The 16,567-nt window shown below is 32.6% G+C and carries 17 protein-coding genes; 1 reads left to right on the top strand and 16 read right to left on the bottom strand.

Annotated features, from left to right (window positions below; all coding sequences use genetic code 11):
- Complete coding sequence (locus CVD18_RS10195) at positions 1-1,539, top strand: ATP-binding protein (RefSeq protein ID WP_103865343.1); 1,539 nt, start codon at positions 1-3, stop codon at positions 1,537-1,539.
- A gap of 49 nt (positions 1,540-1,588) precedes the next feature.
- On the opposite strand, the gene CVD18_RS10190 is transcribed toward CVD18_RS10195, so the two are convergent.
- The 16 genes from CVD18_RS10190 to CVD18_RS10115 all read right to left on the bottom strand — a co-directional run bounded on the left by CVD18_RS10190 (position 1,589) and on the right by CVD18_RS10115 (position 16,123).
- Positions 1,589-2,020: a fructose 1,6-bisphosphatase gene (locus tag CVD18_RS10190; RefSeq protein WP_103865342.1), complete on the bottom strand. Its 432-nt coding sequence runs from the start codon at positions 2,018-2,020 to the stop codon at positions 1,589-1,591.
- Between the two features lie 302 nt (positions 2,021-2,322).
- A complete protein-coding gene (locus CVD18_RS10185; RefSeq protein WP_103865341.1) occupies positions 2,323-3,339 on the bottom strand; it encodes an acyltransferase in 1,017 nt (338 codons plus the stop codon).
- Between the two features lie 74 nt (positions 3,340-3,413).
- Positions 3,414-4,544 carry a type II secretion system F family protein gene (locus CVD18_RS10180; protein ID WP_103865340.1) on the bottom strand — a complete coding sequence of 377 codons (1,131 nt, stop codon included), beginning with the start codon at positions 4,542-4,544 and terminating at the stop codon, positions 3,414-3,416.
- 3 nt (positions 4,545-4,547) lie between these two features.
- Positions 4,548-5,012, bottom strand: a complete 465-nt coding sequence (locus CVD18_RS10175) for a prepilin-type N-terminal cleavage/methylation domain-containing protein (protein ID WP_103865339.1) — start codon at positions 5,010-5,012, stop codon at positions 4,548-4,550.
- Positions 5,009-5,323 (bottom strand): Tfp pilus assembly protein FimT/FimU, encoded by a 315-nt coding sequence (locus tag CVD18_RS10170; RefSeq protein ID WP_103865338.1) that lies wholly within the window; start codon positions 5,321-5,323, stop codon positions 5,009-5,011. The genes CVD18_RS10175 and CVD18_RS10170 overlap by 4 nt, the downstream gene beginning before the upstream one ends.
- Positions 5,311-6,549: a hypothetical protein gene (locus CVD18_RS10165; protein ID WP_146052753.1), complete on the bottom strand. Its 1,239-nt coding sequence runs from the start codon at positions 6,547-6,549 to the stop codon at positions 5,311-5,313. The genes CVD18_RS10170 and CVD18_RS10165 overlap by 13 nt, the downstream gene beginning before the upstream one ends.
- Positions 6,550-6,578: 29 nt before the next feature.
- The gene (locus CVD18_RS10160) at positions 6,579-7,049 is read right to left on the bottom strand and encodes a hypothetical protein (protein ID WP_103865336.1); all 471 of its coding nucleotides are present in this window, start codon (positions 7,047-7,049) and stop codon (positions 6,579-6,581) included.
- 7 nt (positions 7,050-7,056) lie between these two features.
- The gene (locus tag CVD18_RS10155; protein ID WP_103865335.1) at positions 7,057-7,986 is read right to left on the bottom strand and encodes a hypothetical protein; all 930 of its coding nucleotides are present in this window, start codon (positions 7,984-7,986) and stop codon (positions 7,057-7,059) included.
- Between the two features lie 2 nt (positions 7,987-7,988).
- Positions 7,989-8,723 carry a hypothetical protein gene (locus CVD18_RS10150; protein ID WP_146052752.1) on the bottom strand — a complete coding sequence of 245 codons (735 nt, stop codon included), beginning with the start codon at positions 8,721-8,723 and terminating at the stop codon, positions 7,989-7,991.
- Positions 8,724-8,750: 27 nt separating this feature from the next.
- Positions 8,751-9,269 carry a hypothetical protein gene (locus CVD18_RS10145; protein ID WP_103865333.1) on the bottom strand — a complete coding sequence of 173 codons (519 nt, stop codon included), beginning with the start codon at positions 9,267-9,269 and terminating at the stop codon, positions 8,751-8,753.
- On the bottom strand, positions 9,253-10,470 hold the full coding sequence (locus CVD18_RS10140) for a hypothetical protein (RefSeq protein ID WP_103865332.1): 1,218 nt from the start codon (positions 10,468-10,470) through the stop codon (positions 9,253-9,255). Before CVD18_RS10140 ends, CVD18_RS10145 begins: the two co-directional genes overlap by 17 nt.
- Positions 10,470-12,686 carry a type II secretion system protein GspD gene (locus CVD18_RS10135; RefSeq protein ID WP_103865331.1) on the bottom strand — a complete coding sequence of 739 codons (2,217 nt, stop codon included), beginning with the start codon at positions 12,684-12,686 and terminating at the stop codon, positions 10,470-10,472. The genes CVD18_RS10140 and CVD18_RS10135 overlap by 1 nt, the downstream gene beginning before the upstream one ends.
- Before the next feature lie 5 nt (positions 12,687-12,691).
- Positions 12,692-14,110 (bottom strand): GspE/PulE family protein, encoded by a 1,419-nt coding sequence (locus tag CVD18_RS10130; protein WP_103865330.1) that lies wholly within the window; start codon positions 14,108-14,110, stop codon positions 12,692-12,694.
- Positions 14,107-14,583, bottom strand: a complete 477-nt coding sequence (locus tag CVD18_RS10125) for a hypothetical protein (protein WP_146052751.1) — start codon at positions 14,581-14,583, stop codon at positions 14,107-14,109. Before CVD18_RS10125 ends, CVD18_RS10130 begins: the two co-directional genes overlap by 4 nt.
- Before the next feature lie 5 nt (positions 14,584-14,588).
- Positions 14,589-14,999: a prepilin-type N-terminal cleavage/methylation domain-containing protein gene (locus tag CVD18_RS10120; RefSeq protein WP_103865328.1), complete on the bottom strand. Its 411-nt coding sequence runs from the start codon at positions 14,997-14,999 to the stop codon at positions 14,589-14,591.
- An 836-nt stretch (positions 15,000-15,835) separates the two neighbouring features.
- The gene (locus CVD18_RS10115) at positions 15,836-16,123 is read right to left on the bottom strand and encodes a hypothetical protein (RefSeq protein ID WP_103865327.1); all 288 of its coding nucleotides are present in this window, start codon (positions 16,121-16,123) and stop codon (positions 15,836-15,838) included.
- Positions 16,124-16,567 lie beyond the last annotated feature (444 nt).

Here is a 16,567-nt window from a genome sequence, read left to right as displayed (position 1 = left end):
ATGGCTAATCAGAATAACCCTTTGCAGTTTAATCCTCAAGTACAGATTATTAATGCTTCTTATGATGGTATCATTACAGAAACAGATAAAAATCTTTTTAACTGGCAAAAGGATACTTCAATCTATGATGCGCATCCTTTTTTTGAGGTCCTACGCTCTTTTGCAGAAGATAATGATCTCGATAAAAAGGCACTAAATTTTCCATGCATCCATCTAGAAGATAATCAGTCTGAAAAAATATGTGATATTACCGTCACATTCAAAGAACAAGAAATCATAATTATTCTTTTTGATTACACAGGTAAATACAAAGATCTCAACCAAATAGCACAACAAAAAAACGAATCAATTTTATTAGCTAAAGAACTAGAACTCAAGAATAAATATCTTATAGAAAAAGAAGAGTTCAAAAATAGTTTTATTTCTAATATTAACCATGAAATAAGAACTCCTCTAACCAGTATATTAGGGTTTGTAGAAGTTTTAGAAAAAACCAAGCTTACTTTTGAGCAAGAAGAGCTTACCAGAATCATAAAAAGAGAAAGTCTTCATCTTAATGCATTAATAGATGACATGATCGATCTCTCAAAAATAGAATCTGGAAAACTAAAAATAGTAGAAGAACGTTTTGCTTTTCAAAATTTGATTGATGGGTTTAGGGAATCCTTCTCTAAAATAGCAGAGGAAAAACAGATTGTTTTTAAAACCAATATAGATTCTAGCGTACAAGAATACCTTATTGGTGATAGAACAAGAATATATCAAATCCTCAATAATATTCTAACCAATGCTTTTAAGTTTACCGAAGAAGGGAAAATCATCTTTTCGATAACAAAAAATTACCAGCGAACTAATAAAGTAAGTCTTAATTTTAAAATTGAAGATACAGGAATTGGGATTATGGAAGAAAACATCCCATTTCTTTTTGACCGTTTTTCTCGTTTTGAAGCCAACAAACGTGTTCCTGGAACTGGACTAGGTCTTGCTATTGTAAAAAACCTAGTAGATCTCTTAAACGGCGAAATAAAAGTTACTAGTGAATTAGAGAAAGGAACTATTTTTAATATCAAGCTTCCATTTAAATTTGAAGTTACAAAAGCTGTTCCAGAGCGAAAAAAGAAAAAATATAAATTACCTAAAACAAAAAACAAGTTTAGAATTCTTGTTGTTGAAGACGAAGAGATCACACAATACCTAATCATGAAGGTATTAATCTCTCAAGGTAATTTCTTTGTTGATATTGCTATCAACGGAGAAGAGGCAATCAATTACATTGAACGTCGTCGATATGACCTCGTATTAATGGATCTTACTCTTTCTAAAATTGATGGATATCAAGCCGCCCATATCATCCGAAACAATTATGGCGATAAGTTTATTTCTGATGTTCCTATTATTGGATTTTCTGGAAAAGCCAGCCATATTGCTCGAGACAAGTGCATACGATCTGGAATGGATGATTTTATAGCTAAACCCTTTGAACAAGAAGAGTTAATCTATAAGATCACAAAACAAATAGCAAAAAAGGCTGCTTCATAGAGGCAGCCTTTTTTAAAATTATATTTTTTCAAATAAAAACAGTTATAAATTATCTGTTCATATTCTTGATCTCTTCTTCAAAAGCATTACCACCAACTCCTTTATCAATAAGGTTTAAGGCTTTATCTACTACATATTTAGCATTTTCAGGACTGAAACCTAAACCTATACTAAGTTTTTCTAATAAAACTACTTGATCATCTCCTTTTATATGATCTGCATATACCATTCTAGACAGATCATACAAACGTTCTAATCTTCTCTCATAACTTATCGGAGGATTGATAGAATGAGAATTGTAATCTTTTAAAATCTCTTTATAATCATTCTCAGAAATATCAAGTTTTCTGGCTAATCTATCCAGAAAAGCCTTTTCCTCATCAGTAATCACACTATCGCTCATTGCAACTTTTACAATTGCAGCAAAATGATCTTGGTTTCTTTTCTGAAATCCGCTATCAAATAAATCAGATATTGACATCTTATATTTTTGTTTAATTTGCCGCAAATATAACTAAACTATGCACCTTTTAAAATTTAAAACACGCCTTTTTTAATTCAAAATAGTTCTTACCGTATTTTAATCCCTTGATACAATGAAAAATCTATTACGTCTTGGATCTACTGCAAATACAATCGCTTTGCTCTGTTTTTCTATTTCTCCATAGCAGTACTATACAAAAATGACTAAAACACTTGTATTTATAATACTTCCAAACTTCATAACGAAGCTCTGTTGCATAAAGTGGGCTTACCCTTTTTACATATCAAACACACTTTTTTTTACCCAGAAACATACCGCCCATATTTGTTTTTTTTGAGCAGATAAACAATCCCCCCAGAAACTAATAAACTCACGATTGTCAATAATGGAATACTAAACGCAGGATGAATCCAACTCCAATCCAAACCTTGTCTTTCAAGAATCGATAAAACCAAAATATGGCTTAAGTAAATCCCAAAACTATGATCACTAAGAAATGTAATTGCTTTTATTGCTATTTTATTTTTTATAGACCATCTTTTAAATAATAAGAAAACACCTATTGAACTCATCAATACATTTGGAGTTAAATAGCCATAAAGGTATTCACAAAACTCTTGTTCTTGATATGATAAATAATATGTTCCAAAGATCGTTACCAAGGTCCCTATAGTTACAAATATCACAGGGATGTAGCCATTCTTTACAGTTCTATTCGCTAGATAGTACCCTAATACCAGATATCCTATAAAACCAGAAAAATTTACCAATGTAATCTCAGGTAAATAATCACTTACCCCAGGAATACCATAAAGCAAAGTAATTCCCCAAATCAATATAAAGTAATGTATTTCTTTATTAGATGCATCTCTAATCCATTTTCTCAGTATTGGAATACACAAATAAAGCCCTAGCAATACATAGACAAACCAAAGATGATATTCACTTCTTTGAAAAAGACCTTTTATTATTTTACCTCCAAATTCTAACAGGGTAACACTTTTCTCATCAACTATAAAAGTATTGTAGACTATATACACAAGGCTCCAAAAAACCAATGGGGGTATAATTCTTAGAAATCTTTTTCTCAAAAAATCAGACAAAGTACTATCCTTGCTTAACAATAGCGCCCCAGTGATCATAAAAAAAATCGGAACACAGAACCTAACTGAGCTATCATACACATTACCTACCCACCATAATTCATCAGACACTTCCCCATATTTGTATAACAAAGGAGCTGCAACATGCAAAAATATCACTGCGATCGTAGTCATCGCCCTAGCATTGTCTAACCAAAGTTGTTTTTCTTTCAAAATTAATGTGTTTTAATACAGGTTAAATCTAGAAAATTAAATGCATATAACCCTCATGAAACAACCTTCTATTCTCATCCAATCACACTACTTAACCTAAACATTGGCAAATACATAGCAATAAGAATAACACCAACTATAATTCCTACAAATATTGTAAGCAAAGGATTAAGTACATTAGAAATTACTTGAGATTGATATTTTACTTGTTGATTATATTGCTCATTTAGTTTTTGAAAAATAAATTCTGTCTGATTCGTTTCTTCTGCTACCCGAATCATAGCTATCATTTTTTTATCAAAGATAGGATTCTTTGCAAAGGAAACACTTAAAGCATCTCCTGCCAACACCCTTTTTTTTGTATTATACAAGCCCTGTTGAAGCGGATAAAAATCAATCATATTTTTTACCAGATCGATACTCTCTACCATAGGAACTTTTGATGATGTAAGCAAAGAAATAGCTTGTGTAAACTGTGCCATATAGATTTTTCTAAAATAATTCCCTAGAATTGGCAACCTCAACTGTACATTGCCCAATATTTTTCGAAACCATTTTTTTTTGGAAACAAAAATTAGAACTACACTAGTAACTAATAAACACCCAAACACCAACCAACCATAATTACTTATAAAATCAGAAAAATTAATAATCCCTTTGGTTACACCAGGAAGCTCTACATTATTTTGCTTAAAAATATCGACAAACATTGGCACTACATATCGAAGCATAAAAACAATAACGATCATAGCAGTACACATTACAATTATAGGATAGGTAAGTGCAGAAACAATTTCTCTACGCAGTTCATTTTTTCTTTTATAAAATTCACTGAGTTCTAGTGTGATTTTTGCCAATTCACCTGTTTGCTCCCCAATCTTGACAGCATAATACTCATAGTCTGTAAAATTTTTATTCTGTTTCAAGATTTCAGAAAAAGGAGTTCCCGCAACCAACTTAGCAACCATAGATGCCATCAATTTTTGATCTTTTTCTTTTTTTTGAGTCTCAGACAATAGTTCTAGCCCACTTCTTAGATCAATTCCAGATTTTAATAACACACTAAGTTCGGCATACCATTGTTCTTTCTTTTTTGATGTAAACGCATTTCCAAACAGTGTAATTTCTTTGGTGAGTATCTCAGAAATAACAAAAGAAGATTCTTCTTGATATTGTTTTTTGGTCTTTTCTATTTTTATTCCCATATTTTAAAAATGTATCGTAGGGTCATTATATTTAAACACAAAAACACGATGTAATTCTCTGGTATTATAGAAAGTTAATTTCATTGCATCAACATCCCCAGAATTCACAGGTTCACCCTCAAAGTAAAATTTTTTTTCTTTTAATTGTAAAGGGTATGTATGAATAGCTGTCACTATACTATCGCTAAAGAACTTATACTCCTTCTCTTCTATAGGAGAATACATAGACAACGTACTCTCATATGGATTCCATTTTACAGAAGTCAATCTATTAAAATCTATTGTCAAAGCAACTTCAAAAGATTGCATTTCTTCTTTATACTCATAGTTCTCATCAATATTACTCATGCTTTCCTGTACTATCTTCAATACTGAAAATGCCAATCCAACAACTATAGTAGAAATTACAATCACTACCATAACTTCTGTAAGGGTAAAAGCCTTGATTTTTTGATTTATTTTAATCATTTTACAATCAGTCGCTTTTTTAATTCAACATCTCCTTTACTATATGATATAACTGTATGATTTGACATTGAAGTTATAATTACCTCCCAACCGTCAAAATCTTCTGTATAAGGCAATTTAATTTTATGATGAATAAAAAGATACTCCAACTCTTTCACTCTATTATCAATTGCAGTACGATCTCTTTTTATTTGATTACTGAATACTGTATTAAAACTTAAACTGGCTATCATAAATACGATAACGATCAAAACCGAAGCCGTAAGAACCTCTATCAATGTAGCGCCTTTTATCTTTTTTAATACAACCATTTGGCAATACTGTATTTTGAATTTACAAACGGTAACCCCGCATAATCTATAACAGGATTCAACAATATTTTGCCATTATAGATATGATTTAAATACACTGATCCTGATTGCCTAGCTATACATTGCTGTGCATATAATGATCCCAATACAGTTCCCTGAAAATCAACATTACCTTGGCAATACACTTCTCCTATAACGGTAGCATTAGAAGCGATCTCTACATGTGTTTTAATACGATTGTTTGTACTCTTATTTTTATTTAAATATACAATAACACCTTCAACTACTGCCCCCTTATCAATTACAAAATCAGGTTTCGCATATAGAAGTTGATTGTTTTGCCCATCTTCTTTTATTATCTTTTTATCGATAAGAATAGCCGAAGAAGGATACGACAAATAGCATTTTCTTCCAATTTTTATGTTTTTGGTGGCAATACTTTGAAAACTACCTCTAACTCCTGTTTTTATTATTATTTCTGGAGCTATCAAAACAACATCTGTCAATTTTGCTCCAGACCCAACAATAATTTTAGTCCCTGACTGAATAACAATATTTCCTGTTATTTTTTCATCATCCAAAAAAACAGGACCTCTATCATAAATTACTTGAAGAGGGTTATAAAATGTATTCTTAAGCTCTTTCTCTAGTGCGATCATCTCTCCTTGACCAATAAGATCGCCCTGTATAATATTCTCTAAATATCTAATCCATTCGGGATTCATCTCAGGAAGCGATGTTTTACTCTCCAAAACACGACCATAATACAGGGCATTACCTTGGTAATATTTTCCAGAAATATTCCCTGCTTTGATCCCTTGCTTAGGAATATAACTTTTACCTTCTAGTCTTGTTGCTCCCACCACTACAATAGGTGAGTTTCTATCTTCAATATACAGATTTGGTGTATTATCTGATCGTTCTGTTCCCGTATATGCAATTTTTACAGCCTTTTGATTATGTATGTCTACTTCTGTATATCGTTTTTGCCAAACTCCATGATAATTTATGAATTGCTTACTAGTTTTTATATCAACAATAGATACAACAGTGTCTTTTGATATTTTATCCTGCTCTAATGATTCAAATAACTGCCTATTTGCTTGATCAAAGGCTACTATTGCTTCTTGAGATTTGATTCTAAAAAAAGAATGCACATGGGTAAGCAACAAAAAAGCACTCAGCAATACTGCTATTAATACTGAAATGAGTATAGCAAATTGCATAGCCTGTGCTTTTATTTTTGAAAAAAAAATCAATTCACTATTTTAAAATCCTTTGTTTTTCCTTTATACCGTAATCGCACAGAACTCGAAAAAGCTTTTACCAACGTTACTTCAGAAATTGTTTGCCGTAATTTAATAAGTTGATCTGCATTATTGATTTCAATAAGATAAATCGCATTTGTATTACCTTGCCCAGAAACCACTCCTTTATATTGAATAGATGGCCAGACCAGTACGGTTTTTTTCACTCTTACTTTTACTGTACTTATTTTCTTCTTCTTAGGTTTATACAATGTCCCTAAAAAAGGATCTCGTTCTACCACACCCAATTTAAAACGTTCTCGTTCCTTTGTTTTAATTGGAGCTACTGACACTTCTTCTGTTCCCATAACAACAGGGTCCTCATCAGAAAAAGCACCTACTACTTGAAAAACAATTGCTCCCCAAATAAAAGCCACTAATGGCAATAAAACATATAATCCTTTTTTACCTTTTAGCATCTGTTATTTAATTTATTGTAAATTTTGAAGTAGTACTGGATTCACTTTGATTACCAGCCTCATCAAATCCTTTTAGAAACCAATAATATACTGTACTCGCTTCCAATTCAATATCTGCAGGTGATGTTACTTTGTTTTTGTACGCTAATTGTGTCAATTGCTCATCTTTATAGATATAAATACTATCAAACTCTGCCGTACCTTGCACTTCTTCTCTTGTCCAAGTAAATGCAACCGTTGTTGCTGTTTGAGAAGCATCATTTACAGGCGCCGTAGGTACAGGTTTTTTGGGATTCTGGCTATCTACTGTCAATGTTCTAGTAGTAAATAGTGTACTTTGAGTATTGTTTTCTGCTCGTACTTGCCATGTAGTGACTCCTTCAGGAAAAGTAATGGTTATTGCTGTTTCTGTAGTTGTTTGTTCACTAATCACTTCGGTACTTGAGTTGAGTAATTGCACTCTGTATAAAGTAGCATCTGCCACTGCTTGCCATTGCAAACTTGAGGTAGTGGCATTGACAATTCCATTATTTTGAGGTGCAATCAATAATACTTCTCTTGCCGAGAAGTCCTCACTTTCAACTATTTTAAATCCAGCATTGACATATGATGTAGCCGAACCTGAATTCTCTGCTCTTACCCTCCATTCATACTCATTTTTAACCAAAGTTGTATTAAAACTAGTTGATGCAACGGTTGTATCCATAACTATTTGAGTTGCATTCTCAAAATTAGGTTGCGCCAACTGAAGGTGATATTCTGTTGCCTGATCTACTGCCTCCCAACTAAAAGTTACTGAGGTATTCTCTACTGTTGTTTTATCAGAAGGAGCAATCAGCACGATTTCTTTATCAGATAAATCTTCTTCAAAAAGCACCTCTTCACAACCAAAAATAGTCAAGAAACATACAGGTATATAAAAAACTAATTTTTTCATAATCAAAGTTTAAAATAATTCATTTTTGCTGTTGCCTTTTCTGCATCTCTATACGCATTTTTGGGGCATGATGATTTTTCTCCAATAATATCTGCCAACATTATTTGTCTCCTATCATTTTCACCCCAGCAAAAAAATGACAATCCATAAGCAAAGATTGTGGTACTAGAAAAATCAATTTCCTTATACTTTCTTCCATCTTTTATCAACGATAACTCATACTGTTTATAAGCTCCACTACCTATAAAAACTGCTTCTGCTTGCTCTATTTCCTGCATAAGTGATTCTGGTATTGCCAATGATATCGAGGTTACTATACTCGCTTCTTTTTGATTTTTTATATACGTTAGAGCTTCTACATTATATTCTTTTTGAAGCTCACTCAGTATCGTAACTCTATCCAATAACTCAAATGTCATAAAACGAGGTTTGCTCTCAAGAGAATCTACATACTTTATTTGTTGCTTATTACCTTTTGAAACGTTCAGGTATGCTTTAAATGTGGTTTGACTAAAATCAACTCTTGTAGCATTCACTCTAATACGCTTTTTATACTCGGGTATGGCAGAGGCTTGAAATTCAGAGGCGTACATTCCATTTTTTTGCACTCCTATTAATCCAGGAGCAATAGGATTCTTTACCGCAGTATGCATGGTGCTTTTGTCAACCTTGATACTCTGGCACCCCACACAACAACATATCAAAAAAAATATATAACCAACTATTCTATAATTCATACTATTGTTCTTCTATTTTTATCCTAATTAATTAAGACGTTGCAATAACACCTTGCATTGCAAGTATTTTGCCCCTGATCTAAAATTTTTCTTTTTCTCAAAATAAACTTGGGTAATATTCCCAAAACTATACTCTTGCTCTAAAGCATATATCACTCCTATCAATCCTTTATAATCACCTTGTAAAACAAAGTCATAGGTGGTTGTTCCTTCTTTTGTATCTTCATTAAAATAAATATGAGGCTCCTCAAAAGAAATTATTTTAATCCCTGATGTTGCAGACAACGAATGCAATGTTTTCAACAGATTATGTTGCAGAGAATTTCCTTCTACATTATTTTTTGCTAAAATAACATCAAGCTGTTGTTCTTTTTTTGTCAATGCTACCAATTGCTTTGGTGCAGCCAAGTATTTCTCTTTCTCGTATTCTAACTTTGCAACTTCAGACCGTATCGCAAAAGTTTTAGAAAAACCAAAACGATACGCAATCAAAAGCACGCAAAATAGCACTATCCCCAGTATAATATTTTTAGTCTGCTGTTTCATCACTCGTTTTGATATTAATCGTTAATTCAAAATCTGAAGTATTCTTTTTGTTTACCCCATATTGTGTAATTGTTACCGAATCTACAAACTCTAATCCTTCTATTGTTCTTAACCAGATGGTAAAATCCGATTTATCTATTGAGGTCCCCGAAATAGCAATCATTTCTTTCTCGAGAATAATACTCTTATCCTTTCTAATTGGTTTTTTTAAAGGCTGATATGCAAATGATGTTAATATAATCGTACTGGGTTGGGCTTGTACTATAGAATTGATAAACCATGAACTTTTAGAAAACCCAGTAGCCAATATACTTTCCACCAAAGCTTCTTTGGTAGTAACCTCAGCCTGTTTATTTGTTATTTGCTCCTTTTGTACTGTATACACCTGAAGTTCTTCTTGCAATCCTTGCCATTTTTTATAGTTTGCATTAAAAACAAAAAAATTAATTAACAATGCTACCAAGAGAAACCCAACACCTATTTGTAATGTGTTTTTAAAAAACCTAGACTCTTTATATGCCTTTTGTAATTCTTTATTTCTGGCATCAAGATTCCCAGAAATTTTATTGTTTTTTATCACGGCATCCAGAGCTGTTGCCAGTGATAATGTATGTGTAGAGGAAAAGGCTAAACCTTCTATAGTATAATGCTCTATTACTTCTTCTTTTTTGGTATTAATTGATATGATTTCTTCATTTTTGAAACCTATCGCTACAGTATGACTATGTAATATTTCTCCTTCTGCATATGCTGCCAAAGCTATTGTTGCTAGAGCTCCCAAAGAAATTGTAACAATCTTACCTTTTATACCTTTAAATTCCTGAATACAGTTTTCTACATATTCTTTTCTACTTACTGCTATAAATGATTTTTCTGTTGATCGAAGAATTTGGTAATAAAAGTCATTCAGATTCAAATTAGGAAAAGCCTCACCTACTACCTCTGCATCTGTACCTGTATTAAAAACTTCTTTATATAATACCTGATCATCTGTTATGACCAGATGTACTCCTGCTTTTGTTTTTAAAACAGGTTGTAACTTCTCTAATTCTTTTAAAGTAAACGTTTGGGCAATATTTAATTCGCCTTTTTTTTGCACCAGTTCCAAACCAAAAACAACCAATTCTTCTTGCTGAATAGAATATTCTAGAGCAACTAGGGTTTTTCCTATAGGGTTATATGACGATAACAGACTCCTCATTAATAAAAAACAGTTGGTTTAATAATTACATTTAATTTTTTCTTACTGTCCTCTCGAGTTCTTTTACTAAATAGCCATTTCAAAACTGGGATACGCGATAATAAAGGCACTCCTGATCCTGAGTCATTCTTAACTTTTTGTTCTATACCGCCAAGAATAGCAACATCATTTGCTCGCATTCTCATAATTGATGAAAATCTACGACTATTAATATCTGGTGGAGCATTTTCTGCAATACGATCTCCACTAAAACTGGATTGGATCACCTGTATATCTAACGTTATTTGCCCATCTCCTGATACAAAAGGTTTGAATTCTAAAGCCAACTCTGCATCTATTGGAAGGTAATTGACCACTTCTGATGTTTGAGGGATCTGCGATCCAAAGAAGTTTTGATTGGTAACCGCATAATAGGTAGTTTGCCCACTCGATAAATAAGCTTTATGTCCATTTAGAGTACTTAGCTTGGGAGTAGACAATATTTTTATATTACCATTACTTTCCATGGCTTTGATATCCATATAAAAATTAGGCACTACATTGCCTAAGTTTAAAGATCCAAAACCATCAAATCCACCAATTACCCTATTTATTGTTGAGGCACCCAAAGTAATTTTTGCATCAGGAAAAGTCCTTCCTTCTGTAGTAACGGGTTCTTTACCAATTCCAAACTCTACCCCCGTCTCTACCTTCGCAGAGCGATTTACCTCTAGAATCATTACCTCGATCAAAATCAAAGGTACTGGTTTATCTATGTACTTAATAAAATTTTTAAATTTCTCTACACGTGTTCCTGCACCGCTCACCACAAAACTATTAAGCTCTGTATCTATCTTGACATCTAATCCTGCTGTTACTGTTGAGGGAAAAATATCTGAAATAGATCCTACCCGCTGTGTTCCTGCAGAGGAAGAACTTGTATTTCTAAAAGATGATCCCCGCTGGTTTATGGCATTACCTCCATTTTGATTGAACCCTGAACTGGAACCTCCTGATATATAATTAACTCCTCCTGTTGTAAAATTAGAATTATTAAAACTATTGCCATAAGAATTAGAAGGGTTTGCATCTCCAAGCATAGCAATAGAGCGATGCATCATTTGTACCAGTTCTATTTTTTTGAGTGCCAACTGATCTTCGGTACCAAAATAATATACATTTCCTTCTCTTTTGAATGTAAATGCATTTGATACGGGTGCTCTATTTTGTGAGGGTGACTGTGTATTATAGTTATTGGTATTGTTCTGCCTAGACTCATTACCTGATGTAGTTTTCTGCGCTGTATGTATATTACTCTCAAAAATTTTGACCAGCAAAGCATCAAAAGAAATCGATTCTGCTTTTACGGTTACAGTTCCTGCGTTTTCTAATGGAGAAGCAGTAAAAATATCAAGTTTCAGATCTTCTGACAGTGTATAGATTACATTGGATATGGGTGTATCTCTAAGATCAACAGATATAACCCGTGCTACAGTATCTAACACCTTATATGAAAAATTAGCTCGTCTGGGGCGGTAACCAACCTGATTACTTCCATCGGTTCCTTGTTGAGGAAAAGCAGCAAACTCATAAAACCCGTCTCTAGTTTTATTAAAATCAAGATCATTGGCCTCCGCAAGTTTTTTCATAGCAATATCAAAAGAAACATTACTTATAAAGAGGTTTAGGTTTTTACTATTCAGCTCTGGTGTAAATAATAGATTTTTACCTGAAGCTTCTGTTATTTTTCTAAATACCTTTGGCAAAGGGTCATTTTTCAAATCCAGAGATAACGTAGTCGCAAGAACATCATATTGTGCTATAATTTCTTTTTCTGCAGGAACAACTAATGGAGGGGTAAATGGTTTTATCGATAAAATATTACCTGTAAACACAATATCTAATTGATATTCTTTGACCAAAAACACTAATAAATCCTGAACACTTACATCATTAAATCCATTGACAATTGTAATATTGTTTAATTCCTGTGATAGATTAATATTGATTTTATGTACTTGAGATACTGCGCGTAAAAAATTAAGTAATGAGGTGTTAGAGATATTTACATTTACTTTTTCTGATAATCCAGGAATATCTACATTCAGTAATTGTAACTTATTTTCTATCGTAGCAACTCGCGTATTATCTTGTCCCAGAGCTTGGTAATTTTCCTGCGCAAAAAGCTGTATTCCTATTGCCAGTGTAAAACCAAGTATCAGTCGATGTATTTTCATAATAATTAATTATCCGCCAATAGTACATATACTTCTTCTACAGAAGTTTCTCCATTAAGAACCATGCGTATGGCGTTATGTTGTAATGTGTTTATATTTCTTTTTTCTAAATAGCTATCGATCTGCAATTCATTGTGCCGTATAGCTGTCTCCAATTCTTTTGTAATAGGCAGTATCTCATAAATTGCCTTACGCCCCATATATCCTGTATGATAACATTGATTGCATCCTACAGCTATATAATGCTGTTCTATAGCTTCGGGAATTTCAAACCCTGCAGGAAAATCTTTACTTTCTGTTTTTTTCTTTGTTTTACAATGAGGACATAGTTTTCTTACCAATCGCTGTGCAATACTCATAGTGATTGTATTGGCCAGTAAAAATGCAGGCACCTTCATATCTATTAATCTAGAAATGGTTGCCCAAGCCGAATTGGTATGTATTGTAGACAAAACCAAGTGTCCTGTCAATGCCGCCTTGATAGCCATACCTGCAGTACGATCATCTCTGATCTCTCCTACCATAATAATATCTGGATCCTGACGCAAAAAGGCACGTAGTGCAGCAGGAAAATCAAATTCGATATCTTCTCTGAGTTGTACCTGATTAATCCCCTGCAATGTATATTCTATAGGGTCTTCTATAGTAAGGATATTTGTAGTCTCCTTATTGAGTTCTTTTAAGGTAGCATACAGTGTCGTGGTTTTACCCGATCCTGTAGGCCCAGAAATCAGGATAATTCCTTGAGGGTTTTTGATGGCTTCACGATATTCATATATTTCTTCTTGAGTAAACCCTAATTCATTCAAAGAAACCTCTTGTGTATTCCTATTTAATAACCTCAATACTATCTTTTCTCCATATAATGTTGGCATAGTAGAAACCCTGATATCAAATTCATCTGTTCCTTCCTTAAAAGTTATTCTACCATCCTGCGCGAGTCTTTTTTGAGATATATCTAGCCCTGACTGTATTTTGATTTGATTGACCAATTGTGGATATTCTGTACTCAAAATTGTGTACTGCTCTTTTAGCTTACCGTCTAGCCTAAAACGTACTCTACAAAACTTCTCATAAGGCTCCATATGAATATCACTACTCCCAAAATCTTTGGCTGTAGCAATCAATTTTTGCAAAAATTGATCTTCATACTGTAATTTTTCACTAGAAGAAGTGGTTGTCTTACGATAATTAAAAGTAAGATATGCCTGTATATTCTCGGTAGTTTCTTCTACTATTGCAACCTTACATCCCAAAATAATGGTCAGCTCTTTTTGTAGTGCATTGGCTTGCTGAGTATCAGATTTGAGATGAAGTATCCCCTCTTCTTTTACTACTGGTATTATTCTATAATGAAATGCTTGATTTGAAGTAATCATCTGTTTCAAATGCACTGGTATTTCATAGTTTTTTGTAGTACTCATATCAGATACAGTGTTAATGAATTAGTCACCCATTGCATTATAAACAATACTCCAAAAAATATAGACATATATCCCGCCAACGGTACTGAATCATGTTTTGCTCTTTTTTTAAGAACCAACCATACCAGCAAAGAAAAAATTAATGAAAAGACAAATAAAATTATAAATGTCATGGTAGGAAATCCTATAGCAAGTGCTACAAAAAAGAGCACATCACCCATCCCGAATACTTCTTCAAAAAAAGGTCGTTTTATTTTTACTATTGTATATAGGTATAATAAACCTATAATAATAGCAAGCATTGCAATATTGATACATATCGCACTTATAAAAGTAATTATTTCTACGCTTTGATAGTGTAAATATCCTAATAAGCCAATAAGCACAGGGAATACAAAAGTGTACACTTTTCTATCGCTAAGATCTTGATAAGCTATTGCTGCTAATACCACCAGGCTAAGTATTTTGACCAAAAGCATCAGTCTTTTATTATTTGTTTAGGATTACCGTTTTCGTCTATTTCCCACACATTAAACACTCCATCTCCATCAAAATCAACTACGGCTGTGGCTCTTGCTTTAAAATTAGACACACTCGCCTCTAGTACTTCATAGCTATAATTGGCAGTCCCTCCATTCTTTACCGTTTTAGGGGCTTCATAATTAAGCTCTGTAAAATCCATCGAATACTTAGAATTAAGGTATCGATATTGCGTTTGCATATTACTAATCGTTTTGAGCTGTATTTTGGCTTCTTGCGCCTTGGTTTGTGCTATCAAAGGCAAGAAATTTGGCAACGCTATCAACAACAAAATACCAATAATAGCCAATACAAGAAGCATCTCCTGTAAATTGAAGGCTTTTATTTTTGTGGGTAGGACTTTTCTCATATGTTTATTCTATTGTGCTTCAAATATATGTAGAAACACTATAATTTTTTATCAATATCAAAGGAAATGGCATGGCTTGTATTAGCACATTTCTCTTTAAAGCTATTCTTATTTTTTATGTCTAATTTTTTTTATTCAACACAAAAATCTGGATCAATACATCCTTTTCTGGTACAATAATACTACATAGAAGTACCGTTTTTTGAAACTGACCTATTTTTTAATCATTTTTTTAAATTTTAAGTTCAAAAACTTATTAAAAAATACTTCATCAACACATGTATCTACATTTTAACACAAGAAACAAAAGCACACAACACACTGAAAAAGAAATACATACATTTGACTTTATTTTTTGGCACAACAATTGGTTATACTATGATCAAACAAAATGAATATTAATTAAAATAATTACAGTTATGAAAACTTTATACACTATTACAGTAACCTTGAACCTTAAACCGTTTATCAAATTCATAAAGCAACTTCCTGCATCTTCTAGCTATGCAATTCACAGGTAGGCTATGATGATATATAGGAGATTATTGCTCTTTATACCAAAAGAGCACAACAAAATATAAAAAAGCGAGTGTGAAATTTTTACCTCGCTTTTTTTAGTTTTCTTACTCGTATTTATCGCTATTGATCTACCAATCTTTATTATTATCAGTCACAGGCTTAAACCTACATATCTAGATAAAAATATTATTACAAGAACCCCCGAGCGGGGTCAAAACTCACAAAATATAAACCAGACTTATTCTGAAATTTATAATTCCTGCTCATTTATCTGAAATATTCATAGCTTACTTACTCAGAACGCCACTAAGCACAACTTAGCGGAAGCTGGGTTCTTTTAATTTTTTAAAATACGATTTAATATCATATTCATTGTGCAAATAAGTATTTGGTGAATCCTTTAAATCTAATCCTTCAATAAACAGTATAGCTTCCCAAATTAAATCTTCATCCTTTTTGGGAGAATAATCAAGTAAATTATTATCAGATAATTCTCTTAATTCAAATGCCAATTTTGAACCTTCTTCTCTAGATATTTGATCACTAAGAATAAATTCTAAAATTGATTTTATTTCTTTAATATTTATATTTCTCTTTTCTACCATTTACTTATAAAATTACCAATTTTATCAAACATGTAATGTACTTTATTTCCACATGTCTCAGGTCTTACTATCCTTATTATATAATCCGCATCTAAAGTTTCCATCCAAGTTCTTGTTTTACCTGTTGCTGGGAGCTTTTGTTTGATTTTTTATAATACTCATATCATAGCTCACTTACTCAGAACGCCACTAAGCACAGCTTAGCCTTTACTTTGTATTGAGGTATTTCTAATAAGAAATAATTACATTTAAAAAGAAAGGCTATATTCTACTATATGACTGATTCAGTTGTTGTTTTCCAAATTTGCCATGCATTTTGTCCAGCAAGGGCATAGTAGGCAAAGGATTTGAGACGTTGGTTATTCTCTTTTATGCGTTCCAAGACCATAAACCAGTTCATATAATTCTGTAGATATTTAGTTGCCACTCCATTAAATGGTTTCA

The organism is Aquimarina sp. I32.4 (assembly GCF_002924285.1).
Classification (GTDB): domain Bacteria; phylum Bacteroidota; class Bacteroidia; order Flavobacteriales; family Flavobacteriaceae; genus Aquimarina.
The sequence above is the reverse complement of the archived record's forward strand: the minus strand, read 5'-3'. Positions and strand labels throughout refer to the sequence as shown.